This is a genomic window from Mesonia aestuariivivens (genome assembly GCF_019311235.1).
GTDB lineage: Bacteria > Bacteroidota > Bacteroidia > Flavobacteriales > Flavobacteriaceae > Mesonia > Mesonia aestuariivivens.
In genome coordinates this window covers 241506-262452 of record NZ_JAHWDF010000002.1, presented here as the reverse complement: position 1 = coordinate 262452, position 20947 = coordinate 241506, and the positions used below count along the sequence as shown (strand labels likewise).

The following is a 20947-nucleotide window of genomic DNA, read 5'->3' as shown; positions in this document are numbered from 1 at the left end:
GTCAATTCATTTAACTTGAAAATAAAAAATGAAAAAGCAAGAAAATAAATATAATTCAGAAATTACCAACCAAGAAAAAGAAATGCTTAATCAAGAAAATATACATCGAACAGGTGGTGATGATGAAGACTTAACAAATAGAGAAAAAGAGTTAGACTTCACTGCGAGTGATTTAGATGTACCCGAGAGCAATCCCGCAAAAAAGAATCGTGGCTCTATTGGACTAAAAGACGAAGAAAATGATTTTTATAGCCAAGGAGGAAATAATAATGATCTGGAAGAAGATCATAGCGCAAAGTGATTTTTTCTTATGTTATGAAAAAAAATACTGAACATACTTCAGTATTTTTTTTGCTATAAATATAATAGCATTCAAAATTAAACTTATAGCTAGCATAATATATTTTTATGTAAAATGATGATTAAGTTTTTTAACTATTTTCATTTTAACTAATTTTGTTAGTTCTAATTTTTCTTGTCTATGACTAAAATAATTCAAAACGAATACCTCTTCCCTACTTTAAAAAAATATTTTGGTTACGATAAATTTAGACCCCAACAAGAAGAAATTATCACCAATGTTTTAGAGGGTAACGACACCTTAGTTATTATGCCTACTGGCGGCGGAAAATCTATCTGCTACCAACTACCTGCCTTATTACTAGATGGAATTACCTTGGTAATTTCGCCACTAATTGCTTTAATGAAAGATCAAGTAGATGGTTTAAATGCAAACGGAATTGAAGCCGATTATTTCAATAGTAGTCAAGATCAGCTTCAACAACAAGAAATTATAGATAAAGTAGTCCACAAAAAACTAAAATTACTCTATGTAGCTCCAGAAAGTCTTGCTTCATTAAATGATATTTTAAAAGAAAAATACATCAGCTGCGTAGCTATTGATGAAGCACATTGTATATCTTCTTGGGGACATGATTTTAGGCCCAGTTATCAGCAATTGGGTTTTTTAAAGCGCTCGTTACCAGAAATTCCAATTATTGCTTTAACCGCTACGGCAGATAAAGCCACACGACAAGATATTTTAAACCAGTTAAATGTTTCGCACGCTAAGCAATACCTAAGTTCTTTTGATAGAAAAAACATTCATTTAGAAGTAAGGCCAGCAGAAAATAGAGTCACTCAAATTCTAGATTTTGTAGGGAAAAGAACTGATGAATCTGGAATTATTTATTGTTTAAGTAGAAAAGGAACTGAAACTATAGCCGCAAAACTTAAGGCTAAAGGAATTAAAGCAACCGCTTATCACGCAGGATTAAGTTTTGATGAACGGTCTCAAGTTCAAGAAGATTTTATTTTCGATAAAACAAAAGTAGTTTGCGCTACAGTTGCCTTTGGAATGGGAATCGATAAATCTAATGTAAGGTATGTTATTCACTATAATATGCCTAAAAACATTGAAGGTTATTACCAAGAAATTGGTCGAGCTGGGCGAGATGGTTTAACGTCAAACGCTTTGCTATTTCATACCTATGCAGATGTGATTCAGCTCCGAAGGTTTACCGAGGGGGCCACTAACGAAGATTTGCAAAATGCAAAGCTAGACCGCATGAAAGAATTTGCGGAAGCAACAGATTGTCGTAGAAAAATTTTGCTAGGTTATTTTGGAGAATATTTAGAGGAAAATTGCGGAAACTGTGATGTTTGTGAGAATCCACCTCGATTTTTTGATGGAACCATTTTTGCTCAAAAATTACTTTCTTGCATCGCCAGGCTTAAAAACAGTGAACCCTCTGGAATTGTCATTGATGTTTTACGGGGCGCTCAAAATGCCAGTATACTAGCTAAAAATTATCAGCAAATTAAAACTTATGGCGCTGGAAAAGAAACCACTTGGAGAGATTGGCAACATTATTTAACACAGCTTATTAATCAAGGTTATTGTGAGATTGCTTTTCATAAACAAAACGCACTTCAGCTAACAGAGGTTGCTAAAAAGGTGTTGTTTGAAAAAAATAAAGTACTACTCACCAAACCTACCAACATCAAAGATCAGACTAAAAAATCTGGTAAAACTTCGGTTAAAGAAAGGAAAAACAAAAAAGAAACTTTGTTTGATAAACTAAAGCAATTACGTTATCAAATTTCTCAAAAAGAAAATATTCCTGCTTATTTAGTATTTAATGATGCAACGCTTAAAGAGATTGAACGCGAAAGACCATTAACAGATGAAGATTTCTTGAAAATTAGCGGTGTTGGAGAGCGAAAACTAGAAGTTTATGGTGACCAATTTATGGAAGAAATTAAAAATTTTAACCAAACAAAAAAGAAAAAAGCGAATACACATAAAGTAACCTTAGACCTATATAAGCAAGGGCTAAATATTGAAGAAATTGCTGAAAAAAGAAACCTATCTCCAACCACCATTTACTCGCATATTGCGAAATTATATACCGAAAATAAAGGTATTAACGTTTATGATTTTATTGAAAAAAAAACCATAAAAAAAATAGAGAAAGCCCAAAAGTACTTAGACTACCCAGAAGGCCTAAAACCTTATTTTGAACATTTTGAAGAAAAAATTTCTTATCACGAAATAAGACTAGCTTTAAGCGCTATTGAAAAAGACAACTAATAATTTTACTACAATACATAAATTTAACTATAATAGTATTAAACCATTATTAATCATATCTTAATTTATTTCTTCTAACTAGGTTACATTGAGTTTTAAAATTTAGCATTATTGTTAAGTTTTTCTTAATGCGGTGTATTTCATTCAATTCTCTATGGCTGTCCAAATACATATTTGTAATTTTGCAACTTAAGAAAACTTTCTATATAGTTAGTTTTCAGTTTATTAAAATTGAAAAGCAAATTTATGAGTCTAGTAAAAGAGAATGACACAGTAAAAATTCACTATACCGGTAAACTTGAAGACGGTCAAGTTTTTGATAGTTCTTTAGAAAGAGAGCCTATTGAATTCACGATTGGAGGCGGTCAAATTATCCCAGGACTTGAAAAAGGACTTATTGATATGAAAGTAAACGATAAGAAAACTATTGAAATTCCTCAGACTGAAGCTTACGGAGAAGTTCAAGAAGAACTTTTTCAAGAAGTTCCTAAAGATCAACTTCCACAAGAAATTACTCCAGAAGTAGGAATGGGATTAGTAGCTAAAAACCCTGATGGTTCTGAGCGTCAACTTAGGGTAGCTGAAGTTAAAGATGAGTCTATAGTTATTGATGCTAATCACCCACTTGCAGGAAAAGATTTAATTTTTGATGTTGAAGTAGTAGAAATTAAATAATTTCATCTAAAAATTTTCACATATAATCACAGATGGGTAACTCATCTGTGATTTTTTTGTTTATAACACTATAAGTTTTATCTATATGAAATATTTGGTATTAAGCCTAAATTTACTTATAATGTTAAAGTATATCAATTATAAATTCGTATAAGCATGAGACAACTTAAAATTACCAAGCAGGTTACCAATAGAGAATCTAAATCTTTAGACAAATATTTACAAGATATTAGTAAAGTAGATTTAATAACTGCAGATGAAGAAGTAGAGTTGGCTCAGCGAATTAGAGAGGGCGATCAACGTGCTCTTGAAAAATTAACAAATGCAAATCTTAGATTTGTGGTTTCTGTTGCTAAACAATATCAAAATCAAGGGTTAAAATTACCTGATTTAATTAACGAAGGTAACGTTGGATTGGTAAAAGCTGCGAAACGTTTTGACGAAACTCGTGGTTTTAAGTTTATTTCTTATGCGGTTTGGTGGATTAGACAATCTATTTTACAAGCTTTAGCAGAACAATCTAGAGTAGTAAGGTTACCGCTTAATAAAATTGGGGTCATTAATAAAATAAATAAAGCTTATTCTCACTTAGAACAATCTTTAGAACGACCACCTTCTGCTCCAGAAGTAGCAAAAGAATTAGATATGTCTATCTCTCAGGTAAAAACAGCCATGAAAAATTCTGGTAGACATTTATCGATGGATGCTCCATTTAAAGAAGGAGAAAATGATTCTAACCTGTATGATGTATTAAGTTCTGGTGAATCACCAAATCCTGACGATATGCTAATGAGAGATTCATTAAGCATCGAGATTAACAGAGCTCTGGATACACTTTCTACACGAGAGGCAGATGTTATTCGTTTAAATTATGGAATTGGCAATCAGCCTGCGATGACACTTCAAGAAATTGGAGATACTTTTGATCTAAGTAGAGAGCGCGTAAGACAAATTAGAGAAAAAGGAATTAGACGCTTAAAGCATCAGTCTAAAAATAAAATGCTTAAAAAATATTTAGGATAATAATTTATAAAAAAAGCGTGATTTAAAAATCACGCTTTTTTTATGTTTACTTTTTACTCACTTCGTTAAGTTTACTCATTTCTTCATCAGAAAGATTTAAATTTAAAGCTTCATCAAAAGCTTGTAATTGAGATGATTTTGTAGCACTCGCGATAGGCGCAGTGACTCCAGGTCTATGCATCAGCCAAGCTAAAGCTACCGCAGCGTTACTTACTTGGTGAGTTTCTGAAATTTTATCTAGAGTATCTAAAATTTCTAAGCCTTGCCTGTTTAAATATTTTTCAACAAAACCCTTTCGTTCTTTGCCTTGAAAATCTTCTTCTTTTCTATATTTCCCAGTAAGAAAACCACTTGCTAATGAAAAATAGGTTGAAACCCCTACTCCATTTTCTACACAAATATCATGTATAGCTCCTTCAAAATCATTTCTTTCTACTAAATTATATTGCTGCTGAAAAACTTCATACTTAGGTAAAGATTGCTCTTCTGCAGCTTTTAAAGATTCTTTTAAACGTTTAGGAGATAAATTAGAAGCTCCAATATGGTTTACTTTACCGTCGTTTATAAGTTTTTGATATGCTGCTAATGTTTCTTCTACTGGAGTTTTATTGTCATCCCAGTGGGTGTAATACAAATCTATGTAATCTGTCTGTAATCTGTTTAAAGAATCTTCTGCTGCTTTTAAAATATAAGATTTAGAGATATCGTTATGCCCTTGTCCCATATCTGCGCCTACTTTGGTATGTAAACTTATCTGATCACGAACACCACGTTCTTTCATCCATTTACCTAAAATAGCTTCTGACTCTCCCCCTTGGTTTCCTTCTGCCCAACGAGAATAAACATCAGCAGTATCGATAGTTCGATAGCCTTTTTCAAATAATTCGTCTAATAGTTTAAATGACTCTTTTTCATCTAAAGTCCACCCAAAAACGTTACCTCCAAAAATAATAGGATTTGTTTCTAAGTTAGAGTTTCCAAATTTTTTAGTTTTCATTTTTATTTTTTTGAAGGTTGTGAAGGTCGGATCTCTATCTTACTAGGAAGCGTTCTTTTATTCATTTTAAAAAGGTCTACCACCAACTCTCCTATGTCTTCAATCTGAATTTTCCAAGCTTCATCTTCTTTCTTTTCTTCTGGGTTGTTACCGTTAAAATGTGTAGAAACAGAACCTGGCATGATGGTAGAAACGCTTATCCCATCATTTCTTAGATCCAACATCACCGATTGTGTAAACCCAGTTAAACCAAATTTACTTGCATTATAAGCAGAACCTCCTGCAAAGAAATTAGTACCCGCTAAACTAGAAATGGTAATAAAATAACCTTCAGATTTTTTTAATTCACTTAAAGACGATTTAATAGTGTAAAAAACACCAGATAAATTAGTGTCAATAGTCTCTCTCCATTGCTTATCGGTAAGCTCTTCTATACTACCAAAATGACCTAAACCTGCATTAGCAATTACATAGTCTAATTGTCCAAATTCAGCTACCGCTTTTTTAACCGCTTCTTGTTGATCTATTAAATTTCTTACATCAGCTTTTAATCCTATGGCTTTAGCTTGATTAGTAGATAGTTTTTCTGCAGCATCTTGAGCAGTTTTTAACGATCTACTGGTAATGGCTACATCTATACCTTCATTAATTAATGCCTGAGCTATACCAAAACCTATTCCTTTGCTGCCGCCGGTAATAAAAGCTGCTTTATTTTTTAATTTATTCATATGCTTAATATTTATTTTTCTTGTATAAAGATATTATAGATAAAATAGAATTTAGAACAAGTAGAGGGGTTTTGGAAGATTTTAACGTTTGAAAAATCATTGTTAAACTTCTATCAATTCAATTCATTCTTCACTAGATGTCTTGTAAATTGTCAAATTCAACAACTAATCATTTGAAAATGAAAAGCTCTACTAAAAAAATTGCCAAATTTGGTTTGGCAGCCAAAGGTCTTATTTATTTAATTTCAGGAATACTCACATTACTCGCTGCTTTGAACATGGGAGGCGCGATGTCTGGAAAATTTAGAGTATTAGATTTTTTACAGAAACAACCTTTAGGTAACGTTCTCTTAGTAATTTTAGCTTTAGGGCTTATTTCCTATTCCATTTGGAGGTTTATTCAGAGTTTTAACGACCCAGAAGATAACGGCAATGATGCTAAAGGAGTAATTAAGCGTATTGGTTTTGCAGTAAGTGCAATAATTTATTTAGTAATAGCAGGAATTGCTATTAAAAAAGTATTTTTTAGCTCTGGAGGATCAGGTAGCCAAAATTATGTAGATAAGTTTGGACCCACTACTATAACTATTGCTTTTATCATTATTGGACTCGCTATGGCTGGAAAAGCTATTTTTCACTTTAAAAAAGCAGTAGATAAAAAATTTTTAAAAGAATTCTCTATTGACGATCTTAAGTTTCATAAGCTAGCTAAATATGCTGGGTACTTAGGTTACTATGCTAGGGCTATAGTTATTGGTATTGTTGCCTTTTTCTTTTTAAAAGCAGGACTGTATTCTGGTAACAATGAAATTAAAGGAACGAAAGAAGCATTTTCTTTTTTACAAGAATCGAGTTATGGCACAATTTTAATGGGTTTAGTAGCTGCCGGATTAGCAAGTTATGGTATTTTTGTGCTTCTTTTGTCGAAGTATAAAAGATTTGATGATTAACTATTAGAATTTATGTTGAAAAAGATTTTTAAGAATAAATGGATGAAAGCAATTATCTATTTATTCTTTTTTTTAGTCATAGCTTTTGCTGGTTTTTATGCCAGTATTTATTTTGGATTTTGGGGTAAACTTCCTACCAAAAAAGAGTTGAGTGAATTAAAGCAAAGTCAAGCTACTCAAATCTTAGATAATGAAAATCGTCTTATTGGTAAATTTTACGTATTTGACAGACAAAGTGTTCATTACAATGATTTACCTCAATCTTTAATTGACGCATTAATTGCTACAGAAGATGCACGTTTTTATGAACATGATGGCGTAGATAATAAAAGTTTATTACGAGTTTTTTTTAAAACCATTTTACTCTCTGATGATTCTTCTGGAGGAGGAAGTACCATTACACTACAGTTAGCTAAAAACCTATTCGGAAGAAATAATTACGGTCAACTTGGGATCGTAGTGAATAAAATTCGAGAAAGTATTGTGGCCAAACGCATGGAAGAACTTTATTCTAAAAAAGAGATTATAACCATGTATTTTAACACTGTTCCTTTTAGTGACAATACTTATGGTATAGAGAGTGCCTCACTAAAGTTTTTCAATAAGCACACTTCAGAGCTAAGTTTACCAGAAGCAGCTACGCTTGTCGGTTCTTTAAAAGCTAATCATAGCTATAATCCTAGATTATTTCCTGAACGCAGCCAATTGCGTCGTGATGTGGTGATACAACAAATGGTACGTTATAATTATATTAACCAAACCCAAGCTGCAAATGCTACGCATTCTAAAATTAAATTAGATTATCAATATTATGCGCCTAATCAAGGGGTAGCTCCTTACTTTAGAGAAGTCGTTAAAAAGAAAACAGAAAAACTTTTAAAAGCTAATAAATATCAAAAACCTGACGGTTCTGATTATAATATTTATAGAGATGGCTTAAAAGTTTACACGACACTAGACTTAACCATGCAGAAATATGCAGAAAAAGCCATGCAAAAACACATGGCTAACCTTCAGCAAACCTACGAGAAGGCTTATGGAAAAAATGCTCCTTGGCTTACCCAAAAAAATATATTAGAAAGTAATTTAAAAAAATTAAAACGCTACCAGCAACTTAAAGAATCAGGACTTACCGAAGACCAAATTCATGATAGTTTAAGCTTAAAAAAAGAAATAGAGTTATTTGAATGGAAAGAAAATAAAGTCGTTCAAGCTTCAACTATAGATAGTTTACAACACTATTTGAAATTTTTAAACAGTGGAATGTTAGCCTTAGACCCTAAAAATGGAGCGGTAAAAGCTTATATTGGCGGAATTGATTATCGCTACTTTAAGTACGATCACGTGAGTCAAAGTAAGCGCCAAGTTGGCTCTACATTCAAGCCTTTTGTCTATACCGCTGCCATAGAGAACGGGATGGACCCATGTACTTACTTTCCTGTTAAAGAAGTTACTTATACAGATATGAATAATTGGACCCCTAAAAACGCGGGAGGTCTTAACGATCCTGATTTAAATTACAGCCTAAAGAAAGCATTAAGCAATTCTGTAAACACAATTGCCGTTAAAGTGATTAACGAAGTAGGAATTAAAAAAGTAATTGATATGGCTCACCAAATGGGTATCAAAAGCGAAATTGAAGAAGTGCCATCTATTGCTTTAGGAACAGAAAATTTAGGCTTGTTAGAATTAACTAAAGCCTACACAACTTTTGTTAATGACAGCCAACCCTCTACTCCATTTTTTATTACTAAAATTGAAGATAAACATGGAAAATTAATTTACGAAAATAAAGCTTCTTCAGAAAAGAAAGAGAAAGTTTTTAGTGATTACACAAGACAAGTGATGTTAGAATTTATGAAAGCTACCATCGATGAAGGGACAGCAACTAGACTTAGAAATATATATCATTTACCAAATAACATTGCAGGCAAAACCGGAACCACGCAAGATAATAAAGATGGGTGGTTTGTAGGGATTACTCCAAAACTTGTCACTGTTACTTGGGTAGGCAATGATGACCAACGCATTGGTTTTAGTAACACAAGAATTGGCCAAGGAGCAAATTCTGCTTTACCTATCTTTGGTGAGTTTATGCAAGCGTTAAATAAAGATGAAAAATTTAATGCTATTACTCGTGCTAAATTTGAAAAAACCAACCCCAGAATTATTAAAGATCTTGACTGTGAGCTTACCAAAGAAAATGGTTTCTTTAAAAAATTATTTGGAAGCGATAAAAACGAAAAGCAATTTAAAAAAGCTAAAAAGAAAAAGGGAGGAATTTTCTCTTTCTTGAAACGAAAACAAGAAAAATAAAAAAAGGAATAATCCATTTTTTAGATTTAATTTATGGGCTCTTGTTTTTGCGCTGTTTTAGTTTTTAATAACTCAACTTCTAAAATATTAGCAGGATTCCATTCTCCTTCATTAGAAATAAACATTTTACCCTGAGGTGAGAATGTTAAGCCTTCTGGTTGAGGGAAATCTGAAGGATTAAAAATATAAAGTTTTTTAGCTTTCCAACCTTTTCCTAAAATAAGTAATTTACCAATCACCCCATCTAACAAGTAGATTTCACCAGTAATGGGATGAATACCAATCTCTGAAGTTCTAAATACTCTAGACGTTCCTGCCGTTTCTAAATCTCTAAAAATAGGATTATCATAGGATAATTCATAAATAGGATTAGGGTTTAATTTTTTACTAACTAAATTAAACTCAAAAATTGGTTTAAAGCGATCTGCTTTATTGGGCCCATAACTTTTAGCTGCCATGAGTAGTCTATTGTGCTTTTTATCTAAACATAATCCTTCAAAGTCGTACTTAAAAGAAAGAGAAGTTTGGTGTTTAATGACTTCTGGGTTTTCTACATTAATATTTTTAACTTCGAAAATAGTACCATCACTTCTAAGTGCAAAAGCTTTTTCGCCATCTATAGCTAAACCTTCAAAATCATCATTATCTGCAAAATTAATACGCTTTTCAATTCTTTCACTTATCAAATTATAAATAAAAATATCACCTACTTCATCTTGCACACAAGCCACTCTTTGCTTATCTAAATAACAAATAGCAGATACTTCTTCTAATACGCGAGGAAGCTGCCAATTATTGACAATATTAATTTCGCTGGTGTCTGTATATTCTATGTAATATTTATCTTTTGCTAGGTAATAAATAATACCTACCATAACTAAAATACCAACGGTTATAAAAAAGGGAGGACTTTTAAAATAGTCTTTCATAACTTACTTTATTCTTAATATTGCGCAAATTTAAAGAAACTTGGTGAAGCCATTTTAATTGTTCTGAAATTAATTGTACTTCTTGCATTTTCACTCTTAAGTCTGAACTAATTTCACGATAACCATCTTTAATTTCTTGATCTCTTATCGTGTGTAGTTTTTTATTTTCTGTATGTAAAAACTTCTCTGCATCATCTAGACTCAATTTTTCATCATAATCTAATTTTACATTTTTATTAAGCTTTTCCATTGCTACTTCTAGATTTTTTAAAATATGATTGACATAGGTCTCAAAATAAATAGATGCTTCTGTAGTTTTATGAGTTCTAATAAAAGTACCCAAGCTAGCCAGAGATGATAAAAAGGTATAATTTAAAACCGTATACCTATAAATTGAAGGATATTGTTTTTGGTTAGATTTTGGCTCTTGAGAAGTACGCTGAAATGCTGCACTTAAATTACCTATAGCCAAGAAAGCTTCTTTTCTTGCAAGCTTGTAAGAATTAGATAGTTTTTCTTTGTTATGGTAATAACTATCGATTTCTTTTAAGTAAGCAATATTTTTTTCAATGGCATTAACTATGGTATTTTCAATAGCTAAATGCTCCCAAGCAGGTAGAATAAATTTATTACCTATAATAACCAATACCGCTCCAATTACAGTATCAATAATTCGATACTGAATTACATTAACAGCGTTGGGCTGAATTAACGTATAAAGAAATACAACCATTAACGTAATAAAGGTAGCTGCACCAACATAGTTTTTTTGCAGCATAGAAATAGCTAAAATTAAACTTAGTACTCCAAAGCAAACATATATCCAAGGGTTTTCTATAATTAAAACCATGCCTAATGCAATAGCACCACCAATTAATGTACCTATAATTCTGTGTTTTGAACGCTCTTTGGTTAATCCGTAATTTGGACGCATTATAACCACGATGGTTAACAAAATCCAATAAGAATTTTGTAAATGAAAGAAGTTACCCACCAAAATGCCAATAATCATAACAATTGCTAAGCGTAAACTATGCCTAAAAATTGTTGATGATAAACTAAAATTCTCTTTTAAAATACTAAATGAGTAATCTGTTGGGGTTATAAATTGTTCTATTTTTTTATGACCTAAGCTAACCTTATTTCTATCATTTATAGCTCCTAAAATTCTTTCTATAGATTGAATTTTTTCGTGTCTATTATATTCATAACTCAATAAATTTCGCATTAAAAGCACCATAGATCTTGATGCTGGATAAGGTGCTGTTTCTTTATACGTTTCAATTAAATGATCTAAATGATTTAGTTTATTTACAATTTCAGAATTAGTTTTTAAGGTTTTACCATCTATAAAAAATTCTGAGATTTCGGTTAGCCTTTTACTCATAAGATGAAGCAAGTTTTCTATTGCCTCAATCATTTCAGGATATTCTTTATTTAATTCATCTACTTTTTCAAAATTTACTGGGTGTGCAATACTTATTTCTAGAATATCTACCAGTTCTATAAATACTAAGATTTTTCTTCTAGATGAATTAGATTTTCCTGAACTTTTTCTATTTCCTATTAAATTTTCCCTTAAACTTTCATGAAGTTCATTAATTTTTATTTGAAGATTAAATTGTTCTTTTAACCAATTCTCCCTATTTTCTTTATCACCTAATTTAGACCGTATTGACAGAAATTCACTTGTTAGCTGAGCTGTTTCTCCTAATAAAAGTTCTTGGTGTTTTTCTGGTCGTAGTAACCAATAAATACTAGATATTAAAATAAACCATAATCCTCCCAATGTGATTAATGTTACGTGTAATAAAATATCATCTCCTCCCAATTTCGCAAAAGCCAAAACAAACGCGATAAGCCCCGTAAAGGTTACTAATGAAGCCCTAAATCCATAGGTAGATATATAAGCAATACCGAAAATAATAACAAAATATATGGGTAAAGAAAGCCAAATATTAAAATTAAGAAACGCTAATAGTAGCGTTATGCTCACGCCTAAAAACAAAGCGCTAAACATCCCTAAAAGCCGGTGTTTTAAATTTCCAACTACATCACTAGGTGCCACCAAAAAAGAACCTAATGCTAAACTAATACCAATAGGTACGGCATCAAAATAGTAAGCTACAGAAACTTTCAGAACCATATCAAACGCCAAAATTACCGCCTTAGAGAAATCTGTACCAGAAACGTATCTTAGAAAGTGTATTTTAAGGCTTTGAAAATCCATTAATAAAGTTTAGAATTATTTGGCAAAGGTATTCAAACTAGTCAATTTTTAAGTTTCTTTAAGAATAGTTTATAAAGGTAAACACCATAGTTCTTGCTGATGCAAAATATCGAACGTACTTTTGCGAAAAATTTGAAATAATAAATGGAATTACATAAAGTTACGCATTATTTTTATGATTTCTTGGTTGATCTTGGTTGGGGAAAAGACTTAGCTAATTTAACAAACGTAGTTGTAAACACGACCATATTACTTACTGCCACCTACTTTTTTAATAGAATTTTACGTAACATTTTTAAGCGAGTACTCGGGATGGTTATACGTAAAACCATAACTGAGTTTGATGATCATCTTTTTCACAATAAAGTATTTTTAAATTTTTGTCATTTACTTTCCGTTTTCATAATAAAGATGATTATTCCTTCAGTTTTATGGGGGTATCCTGGTATAAAAAATGAAGTCGATACATTTCTAGATATTGTAACCGTTTTTTTAGTGATCTGGTTAATTAGAAGTGTGCTGTTAACGGTGAAAGACTTTTTAAATAATTTAGCTAATTTTAAAGATAAACCTATTGAAAGTTACCTTCAAGTTTTTTTAATATTTTCTTGGAGTATCGGCTTTATTGTAGTCTTTACTATTTTAACTGGAAAATCTATCGTAGAATTTCTAACCGCATTGGGAGCGGTTTCAGCTATTATTTTATTAATCTTCAAAGACACTATATTAGGTTTTGTAGCGAGTATTCAGGTTACTGTAAATGACACTGTAAGAATTGGAGACTGGATTACGATGGAGAAATATGGTGCTGATGGTGATGTGATCGAAATTAATCTTGCTTCTGTAAAGGTTAGAAATTTTGATAATACCATCACTACAATACCTACCTATTATTTAATATCAGATTCTTTTAAAAACTGGCGAGGTATGAGTGTTTCTGGCGGAAGAAGAATTAAAAGAGCGCTACTTATTCAAGCTACTAGTATTCATTATATTAGCGATGAAGAATTTGAAGAGTTTAAAAAAATACAACTTATCACCGATTATTTAGAAAATCGCCAAACTGATATTAATAACTATAATAAAGACCACAAGGTTAATAAAGATATTCTCTTAAATGGAAGAAATATGACAAATTTTGGGATTTTTCGAAAATACGTAGATGCTTATCTTAATCAACATTCTGCAATTAATAAAGATATGTTGATTATGACGCGACAATTAGATCCCACCCCTCAAGGAATACCACTAGAGATCTACGCATTTAGCAAAGATAAAGTGTGGCAAAATTACGAACATATTATTGCAGATATTTTTGATCATTTATTAGCAGCTACCCCTTATTTTAATTTAGATCTATATGAATTACCAACCGGATTTGATATAAGAGAATTCAATAAAAACAACCCAATGTTTAAAGCCTAATTATATTAACTTATTCTTACCATTTAAATATTGTATGCTGTTAAATTACCTATTATTTTTACGCCATTACTATGAAGAACAACCGCCCAACCAATAGAAAACCTAGATGGAAATTACTACACCAATATTACTCATATACTGGGTTTTATAGTTTTGTAGGAAAAAGTTTACTTAAAGCTGCAATCCCTATTTTAATATTTATTGCTGCTTTAGTATGTGTACATTTTTTTGTCATCGATATTAATGATATTTTAATTTACATTACAGATAATTTTCCGCCTATTGGTGTTTTATCTGTATTTTTTGCTTCAGAATCTATTTTAGGACTAATTCCTCCTGAAATTTTTATTGCTTGGGCAGGAAAATCTGCACATCCAGAATGGTATTTAGCAGCTATTGCTACGTTATCTTATATGGGAGGAATTCTTTCTTATTTTATGGGAAGAGGTATTGCCAGTATCCCTTCTGTGTTTGTATATTTAGAAGTTAAAATGGCTAAGCATATTAAAAATATGCGCAAATGGGGCGGTTTTTTAATTGTAGTTGGCGCCTTATTACCAGTTCCTTTTTCAATATCTAGTATGGCTGCCGGTATTATAAAATTTCCTTTCGGAAGTTATCTATTATTCGGTTTGTTACGTTTCTTAAGATTTTTCTTATACGGTGTGGCAATTTTTGAAGCCCTCAGTTAAAATAATTTATACCAAAAAAAGCCCGATTTTATGTAAAATCGGGCTTTTCTATTCAATAATATATAATTAATCTTGAAACATTTCGTTGAGTTTAGATCTTAGTTTACGGTTATAATCTTCAAACAACCAGTCTCTATAGTTTTTAGTGTTATTAATAATACAGCGTGAATAACGTTTTACGCGGTCACGAATATCACCTGCAAGTTCACGAGCAAGAATTCTAGCATCAAAGATATCTTCACTATTTTCTGCACACATTTGCGCATGTTGAGCTATAGATTCTTCAAGTACTTTTTTAGATTTCTCGCCATTATTTACTGCAGACTCATAGGCTTCTTTGATATCAAATTCAATTTGATCAGAATTTTTAAACATCTCTCGCACTTCTTCTGGCATGGTATATTTAAACTCGCGTTCAATATCTTCATCTGAGGTGATATTCTCTAAGAAATAATCTGGATTTTTAAAAATTTGCTGCCAATCTACAGGAGCATCCCAAAGTCCAAATCTAGCTGCATTATTCCCCAAATCTATAACGCTAAATACATCTTTACCTGGTAATTTACGAGAACCACGGCCAATCATTTGGTAATACAGTGTAAGTGATTTTGTAGCTCTATTAAGAATAATATTTTCTACGGTAGGTTCATCAAAACCGGTCGTTAAAATACTTACAGATGTTAGTATTGCATCTGGCTTTTCTTTAAACCACCTTAAAATATCTTTACGTTCTTTTTTGCTATGGGTATTATCTAAATGTCTAACCTCATAACCAGCATCTTTAAAAGTTTGGTATACATACCAAGAAGTATTAATACCATTATTAAAGATTAGTGTTTTTTTTCCTTTGCAGCGTTCTTCATAAGCCTGTACTAACTTTTCTTGCATAGAAAAATTAGTATATAAATCTTCAGAAGATTTTACGGTATAATCACCATTAATTCCTACTTGTAGAGAGGTTAAACCAACATCATAACTATAGGTGTTTGCACGCGCCAAAAACCCCTTTTCTATTAAAGAAGGAATAGAATTACCAACAATTAGTTCTTGGTAATTATCTTTCATAGGTAGTTTTATATTTGAACTTAGCGGTGTCGCTGTAACTCCTAATATAAATGAATTTTCAAAATATTTAAAAAGTTTAGTGAACGAGTTATAGTGAGCTTCATCTATAATCACCAAACCAACATCAGAGACTTCTAATTTTTCATCGCTCAATCTATTGTTCAAGGTTTCTACCATCGCAACAAAGCATTGATATTCATCTTGATCTGGTAATTCTTTCACCTTACTATTAATAATTTTATTATTAACATTAAAACCTTTCAGCATTTTTGAGGTCTGCTTACAAAGTTCTATACGGTGAGTAAGAATAACTACTTTTTTATTGGTTTGTTTAATATACCTTCTAACTATTTCAGAAAAAACTACTGTTTTTCCTCCTCCTGTAGGAAGTTGGTACAGTAAATTGAAATTATCTGGTGCATCGTCATTGATATAAGAAAATATCTTTTGCAAATCTGCTTCCTGATAGTCGTATAATTTCTTTTCTGCCACTTTTTCAGCCATAAATCGAATCTCCTAAACTTAAAATTATTAAAATAAACCCTGCAAAATTAATCAGTTTTAAAGGTTTATTGAAATATTTAGAGGTAAAATCTTAATTTAATTTTAGTTCCCTTACTGTCAAACGCTTATGCGATTGAATTTTAAAGTAAAAACGCTAGCGATAAGCGTAAGAAAAAAAATATCTATATTTTTCAGATTTTATAAAGAAAGGAAGTTTTAAAAATTTATTTTTGTAGCCCGTTAACCTTAAAACAATCTATTTTGAATAATCCTAAAGCTCAAAAACTAATCAAGAAAATCTTAGAAGATTTAGATCACGCTGGTATTATTACTAATACATTACTTGAAGATTTAAAGCAACTTCGCCCTTATGCCGTAGAAGAAAAACTTCCGGTTGTTGCTAAGGCTTTACGTTTAACACACGAACATTTAGAAGAAACTTATACTTTTGATATTCCTATTCCTGAAGATGACCCTATTGAAGGCGAAGAAGAAGAATTTAAAAAACAAGAGTTTAGTGCTGATGAAAGCTTAATGTATCTTATTAATCTTATTAAAAATTCTGAAAATGAAATGAATATTGAAGAGATACGTGAATACAATGAAGCACTTCAAAACTACGAATATTAAAACCTATTTTATTTAACGATTATACACAAAAGCCTTCTTTCGCAGAGAAGGCTTTTTATATTTTAAGTAATACGCACTAATTAATTTAACGTGATGAGGAACATTATTCTTTTTATAATATTAATTCCACTTTTAAGTACATCTCAAGCTAACAAGAAACTACCGCAATTTGTTAATTTAAAAACTTACGATGATAGCTTTAGTTACGATATTAGATACGCCACCTCAAATAATTTTCTCAACCAACCTATTTATGATTGTGCAAAATGCTTGTTATTGCCTGAGGCTGCAGAAGCTCTAGCTAAAGCTAATAATTATTTTTGCGATTTAGGATACCAAATTAAAATTTTTGACTGTTACAGGCCATTGAGTGCCCAAAAAAAGATGTGGGAGATCTACCCCAATCCTCGTTACGTAGCAAACCCCTATACTAAAAAGTCGGTGCACAATCGAGGTGCCGCCGTAGACCTAACCTTAGTCAATTTAGAAACTGAAAAAGAAATAAACATGGGTACATCGTATGATTTTTTTGGTAAAGAAGCCCATCAAGATAATTACAAATTACCTAAAGATGTTTTAACCAACAGAAAGTTATTAAGGGAAGTTTTAGAGAAATTTGGTTTTCATATTATTAGAACAGAATGGTGGCACTATGATTTTGGAAAGGCTTATAGTTACCCTGTCTATGATATCGAATTTTCTTGTCCTTAACACTATTAGTTAAATACTTGTTATACTTTTCTATATAATTATTATTAAAAGCTTGACACAGTTTAGATTTGAAAAAAACTTAAACTATGTCGTTACTTACAATAATTTTCAATATTATTTTACCACCTGTAGGAGTTTTCTTAAACAAAGGGATTGGTAAAGATTTTATAATCAACTTAATTTTAACTTTAATATTCTGGTTACCAGGGGTAATTCATGCCTTCTATGTAACAAGTAAGAAATAAAATTATTTTGGCTGTTTTTGCTGCCATTTCCAGGCACTTCTCAAAGCATCTTCAAGATTAAATCTGGCTTTCCAGCCTAAATCTGAATTTGCTTTGGTAGTTTCTGCATAAGCTTCAACGATGTCGCCTTCCCTTCTATCTACTAATTTATAAGGTAATTTTTGTTGAGTAACTTTTTCGAATGTTGTGATAACATCCAAAACAGAGTTTCCTTTACCTGTACCTAAATTAAAAACTTCGTAATTAGATTTGTTCTTATTATTCACAAGTCGTTCCAAAGCGACCACGTGTGCCTCTGCCAAATCCATCACATGAATGTAATCTCTAATACAAGTACCATCTTCTGTAGGATAATCACTACCATAAACTGACAATTCTTTTCTTATACCAGTGCCAGTTTGTGTAATATATGGAATTAAATTTTGTGGAGTCCCTATTGGTAATTCTCCAATTTCTGCCGTAGGGTGCGCTCCTATAGGGTTAAAATACCTTAATGCTATGGCTTTAAAACTAGCATTAGTCTTAGCAAAATCATTAATAATGTCTTCCCCGATTTTTTTAGTATTTCCGTAAGGAGATTCTGCTTTTTTTACTGGTGCATCTTCACTAATTGGTAATTCATCAGCTTGACCGTAAACCGTACAAGAAGAGCTAAAAATAAAATTAGATAATTCTCTTCTACGCATTTCTTGTAATAATAAAACTAAGGTATTAATATTATTTTCATAATAAAGTAAAGGTTTTTCTACACTTTCTCCTACAGCTTTAGAGGCTGCAAAATGAATAACCCCTTCGATATCTTGACATTCATCGAAAAAGTCACTAACACGATTTTTATCTTTTAAATCAAATTTTAGAAATTCTGGAGATTTATTGGTGATTTTTGTAATTCCCTCTAAAACAGAAATATTAGAGTTAGAAAGATTATCTATAATAATAACTTCATAACCTTTGTTTAGCAAAGCTACTACGGTATGAGAGCCTATAAAGCCTAATCCGCCAGTCACTAATATTTTCATTGTTTTCATTTTTTTATAATAAATTAAACGCTTGGTGAAAGGTAATTAAATCCTTTTTTAAAATATAACTTTTAGAAATAAATAAAGTAGACTTAACTACTTAAAATAATTCTAAATAATAAAGCAATTCTAATTGAATATTTTATTTTTGTAAAAAAAACTCTAATGGATTATCAAATAAAAGCCTTTAAAATAATAAGTATTTTAGAAGCAATTTCATTTTTGCTTTTATTATTGGTGGCTATGCCTTTAAAATATATTTGGGGTTACCCGCAAATGGTCGAAACTGTTGGCATGGCGCACGGTGTTCTTTTTATTTTATATTTGATAGCTTCATATTATATGTATGAAAAATTAAATTGGTCTTTAAAAACTTTAGCTATTGTTATGGTATGTTCAGTATTGCCTTTAGGACCTTTTTATGCTGAAAGAAAATATTTACCGTCTTAATTTTCTTCTCCTAATCGATCTTTTACAAACTCTACTTTAGTTTTACCGTGGGGTTTGGCTTTTCCTTCTTCATCTAAACTTACCATCACAATTTTTTCAACTTTAATGATGGGTTTACGTGTCATTTTATTTCTTACTTCACATTTTAAGGTTAATGAAGCTGTACCAAACTTTAATACCTCTATTCCTATTTCTACAATATCTCCTTGTTTTGCAGAACTTTGAAAATCAATTTCACTCATATATTTAGTGACAGTTTTTTGATTTTCAAGTTGAATAATAGAATACAAGGCTGCTTCTTCATCAATCCATTCTAAAAGTCTTCCTCCAAATAATGTTCCGTTGGGGTTTAAGTCTTCTGGTTTTACCCATTTTCTAGTGTGAAATCTCATAGTATTTTTTGACAAAATTAGTGGTTATTAATGTAATTCTACGCTATTACAAATTTATAAAAACTATAAGGCTATTTGTAATTTCTTTATTGCATCTTGAATAATTTGATGATGATCAAAAGCCATTTCTTCAATATCTTTTAATAATATCCATTTAGCCTCATCGGCATCATCATTTGCACATATTTGTTTACGTTCTTGTAGTTTTGCAGTAAATGCAACCGATAATGTTCTGCCTCTTGGATCACGATTAATGGCATCATATATACCCACTTTTTCTAATTGCTGAAGTTGTAAACCTGTTTCTTCTTCTAATTCACGTAGGCAACCCGTTTGTAATAATTCATCTTCTTCTAAAAATCCTCCAGGTAAAGCCCAATGTCCTTGAAAAGGTTGATTTTTTCTTTTGATGACTAATAAGTATAACGCATTGTTTTCTTCTAAAAATATTACAGCATCAACGGTAACTGCAAGGTCTTGTCTCATTTGTTTAGGGTTTGTGGTATTGTAATAGATAAATTAAAGCGATGGTTTAGTTGCTCTATAAAATGAGCTGATAGCAATGGAGAGGCTTCTTCTAAATTTTGATGTACAAAGAAATAGAGATTTTTTAATCCTAATTGATGCCACTGCTCGATTCTATCTACCCAATCATCTAAACGAGTATAATCAGATTCATGATTAGCGCCATTATAACGTATAAAAGCGGTATCGCTAGTTAAACGCATATGCAACAAATCTCTTCTACCTGCACTATCTGTAATTACATTGGTAATATTATATTGTTTTAAGATTGCATTTAATTCATCACTTACCGCGCTATCATGATGCCAATCTTGATGACGAACTTCAAAAGCTAATGGAATTTCTTTTGGCCACATTTTAAAAAATTCGGGCAAACGATCTATCCATTTTGGATGAAAATTTTCTGGCATTTGTAAAAATACCATTCCTAGCTTTTGTTCTAACCCTAGTAAATTAGCAGTATAATCTGTCACTAAATCTTCTGCGTTTGCCAAACGTTTAATGTGACTAATTAACCTTGGAACTTTAGGAAAAAATTTAAAATCTGCCCCAGTCTTTTCTTTCCAATTTTGAAATTGCTCAATAGTCCACATTCTATAAAACGTAGCATTTAATTCAATACTATTAAATTGGGTGGCGTAATATGTTAATTCTTCTTTTGTTCCTCTTGGATAAAAGTTTTTTAAATCTTTTTTATTCCATTTAGCACAACCTACACTAACTTGGCTAAAAGATTCTGAATCGAATTTTCGCAACACTTCTTTGGTTTGCGGGTGATCTTCTGGTAGGGTGAAATCTATGTTTTCTGGATGGTCTACTTTTCCAAATTTCATAAGTACAAGTTTTAA

Annotated in this window: 21 protein-coding genes; 12 read left to right on the top strand and 9 right to left on the bottom strand. The window is 31.3% G+C overall.

What is annotated here, in order from left to right:
• The first annotated feature begins 28 nt into the window (after nucleotides 1–28).
• From KW502_RS02845 to KW502_RS02830, 4 genes are all read left to right on the top strand, one after another.
• Nucleotides 29–301: a hypothetical protein gene (locus tag KW502_RS02845; protein ID WP_219039020.1), complete on the top strand. Its 273-nt coding sequence runs from the start codon at nucleotides 29–31 to the stop codon at nucleotides 299–301.
• Nucleotides 302–481: 180 nt separating this feature from the next.
• Entirely contained in the window at nucleotides 482–2593 is a 2112-nt protein-coding gene (recQ, locus tag KW502_RS02840) for a DNA helicase RecQ (RefSeq protein ID WP_219039019.1), read from the top strand.
• 246 nt (nucleotides 2594–2839) lie between these two features.
• Entirely contained in the window at nucleotides 2840–3268 is a 429-nt protein-coding gene (locus KW502_RS02835) for an FKBP-type peptidyl-prolyl cis-trans isomerase (RefSeq protein ID WP_219039018.1), read from the top strand.
• A 156-nt stretch (nucleotides 3269–3424) separates the two neighbouring features.
• Nucleotides 3425–4291, top strand: a complete 867-nt coding sequence (locus KW502_RS02830) for a sigma-70 family RNA polymerase sigma factor (protein WP_219039017.1) — start codon at nucleotides 3425–3427, stop codon at nucleotides 4289–4291.
• A 46-nt stretch (nucleotides 4292–4337) separates the two neighbouring features.
• On the opposite strand, the gene KW502_RS02825 is transcribed toward KW502_RS02830, so the two are convergent.
• Both KW502_RS02825 and KW502_RS02820 read right to left on the bottom strand, forming a co-directional pair.
• Nucleotides 4338–5288 carry an aldo/keto reductase gene (locus KW502_RS02825; RefSeq protein ID WP_219039016.1) on the bottom strand — a complete coding sequence of 317 codons (951 nt, stop codon included), beginning with the start codon at nucleotides 5286–5288 and terminating at the stop codon, nucleotides 4338–4340.
• A 2-nt stretch (nucleotides 5289–5290) separates the two neighbouring features.
• The gene (locus KW502_RS02820) at nucleotides 5291–6016 is read right to left on the bottom strand and encodes an SDR family oxidoreductase (RefSeq protein ID WP_219039015.1); all 726 of its coding nucleotides are present in this window, start codon (nucleotides 6014–6016) and stop codon (nucleotides 5291–5293) included.
• Between the two features lie 179 nt (nucleotides 6017–6195).
• Between KW502_RS02820 and KW502_RS02815 the strand changes: the two genes are divergently transcribed.
• Nucleotides 6196–6966: a DUF1206 domain-containing protein gene (locus tag KW502_RS02815; RefSeq protein ID WP_219039014.1), complete on the top strand. Its 771-nt coding sequence runs from the start codon at nucleotides 6196–6198 to the stop codon at nucleotides 6964–6966.
• Nucleotides 6967–7008: 42 nt separating this feature from the next.
• Entirely contained in the window at nucleotides 7009–9282 is a 2274-nt protein-coding gene (locus tag KW502_RS02810; RefSeq protein ID WP_255553991.1) for a transglycosylase domain-containing protein, read from the top strand.
• 26 nt (nucleotides 9283–9308) lie between these two features.
• On the opposite strand, the gene KW502_RS02805 is transcribed toward KW502_RS02810, so the two are convergent.
• Together KW502_RS02805 and KW502_RS02800 are read right to left on the bottom strand one after the other, a co-directional pair.
• Nucleotides 9309–10211: a hypothetical protein gene (locus tag KW502_RS02805; protein WP_219039012.1), complete on the bottom strand. Its 903-nt coding sequence runs from the start codon at nucleotides 10209–10211 to the stop codon at nucleotides 9309–9311.
• Complete coding sequence (locus KW502_RS02800) at nucleotides 10195–12441, bottom strand: FUSC family protein (protein ID WP_219039011.1); 2247 nt, start codon at nucleotides 12439–12441, stop codon at nucleotides 10195–10197. The genes KW502_RS02805 and KW502_RS02800 overlap by 17 nt, the downstream gene beginning before the upstream one ends.
• Before the next feature lie 144 nt (nucleotides 12442–12585).
• On the opposite strand from KW502_RS02800, the gene KW502_RS02795 reads away from it, so the two are divergent.
• Nucleotides 12586–13866 (top strand): mechanosensitive ion channel family protein, encoded by a 1281-nt coding sequence (locus KW502_RS02795; RefSeq protein ID WP_219039010.1) that lies wholly within the window; start codon nucleotides 12586–12588, stop codon nucleotides 13864–13866.
• A 71-nt stretch (nucleotides 13867–13937) separates the two neighbouring features.
• Nucleotides 13938–14558, top strand: coding sequence for a YqaA family protein (locus KW502_RS02790; protein ID WP_219039009.1), 621 nt, complete (start codon nucleotides 13938–13940; stop codon nucleotides 14556–14558).
• A 66-nt stretch (nucleotides 14559–14624) separates the two neighbouring features.
• On the opposite strand, the gene KW502_RS02785 is transcribed toward KW502_RS02790, so the two are convergent.
• The gene (locus tag KW502_RS02785; protein WP_219039008.1) at nucleotides 14625–16127 is read right to left on the bottom strand and encodes a DEAD/DEAH box helicase; all 1503 of its coding nucleotides are present in this window, start codon (nucleotides 16125–16127) and stop codon (nucleotides 14625–14627) included.
• Between the two features lie 261 nt (nucleotides 16128–16388).
• Between KW502_RS02785 and KW502_RS02780 the strand changes: the two genes are divergently transcribed.
• From KW502_RS02780 to KW502_RS02770, 3 genes are all read left to right on the top strand, one after another.
• Nucleotides 16389–16757, top strand: a complete 369-nt coding sequence (locus tag KW502_RS02780) for a hypothetical protein (RefSeq protein ID WP_219039007.1) — start codon at nucleotides 16389–16391, stop codon at nucleotides 16755–16757.
• 93 nt (nucleotides 16758–16850) lie between these two features.
• Nucleotides 16851–17468: a M15 family metallopeptidase gene (locus KW502_RS02775; RefSeq protein ID WP_219039006.1), complete on the top strand. Its 618-nt coding sequence runs from the start codon at nucleotides 16851–16853 to the stop codon at nucleotides 17466–17468.
• An 86-nt stretch (nucleotides 17469–17554) separates the two neighbouring features.
• Entirely contained in the window at nucleotides 17555–17713 is a 159-nt protein-coding gene (locus tag KW502_RS02770) for a YqaE/Pmp3 family membrane protein (protein ID WP_219039005.1), read from the top strand.
• A gap of 2 nt (nucleotides 17714–17715) precedes the next feature.
• Here KW502_RS02770 and galE read toward each other — a convergent pair whose 3' ends face one another.
• Entirely contained in the window at nucleotides 17716–18732 is a 1017-nt protein-coding gene (gene galE, locus KW502_RS02765) for a UDP-glucose 4-epimerase GalE (protein ID WP_219039004.1), read from the bottom strand.
• Between the two features lie 165 nt (nucleotides 18733–18897).
• On the opposite strand from galE, the gene KW502_RS02760 reads away from it, so the two are divergent.
• Nucleotides 18898–19182: a DUF3817 domain-containing protein gene (locus KW502_RS02760; protein WP_219039003.1), complete on the top strand. Its 285-nt coding sequence runs from the start codon at nucleotides 18898–18900 to the stop codon at nucleotides 19180–19182.
• On the opposite strand, the gene KW502_RS02755 is transcribed toward KW502_RS02760, so the two are convergent.
• The 3 genes from KW502_RS02755 to KW502_RS02745 form a co-directional block, all read right to left on the bottom strand.
• Nucleotides 19179–19574 carry an acyl-CoA thioesterase gene (locus KW502_RS02755; RefSeq protein ID WP_219039002.1) on the bottom strand — a complete coding sequence of 132 codons (396 nt, stop codon included), beginning with the start codon at nucleotides 19572–19574 and terminating at the stop codon, nucleotides 19179–19181. The genes KW502_RS02760 and KW502_RS02755 overlap by 4 nt on opposite strands.
• A 63-nt stretch (nucleotides 19575–19637) precedes the next feature.
• On the bottom strand, nucleotides 19638–20060 hold the full coding sequence (locus KW502_RS02750; protein WP_219039001.1) for an NUDIX domain-containing protein: 423 nt from the start codon (nucleotides 20058–20060) through the stop codon (nucleotides 19638–19640).
• Nucleotides 20057–20932 carry a DUF72 domain-containing protein gene (locus KW502_RS02745; protein WP_219039000.1) on the bottom strand — a complete coding sequence of 292 codons (876 nt, stop codon included), beginning with the start codon at nucleotides 20930–20932 and terminating at the stop codon, nucleotides 20057–20059. Before KW502_RS02745 ends, KW502_RS02750 begins: the two co-directional genes overlap by 4 nt.
• Nucleotides 20933–20947 lie beyond the last annotated feature (15 nt).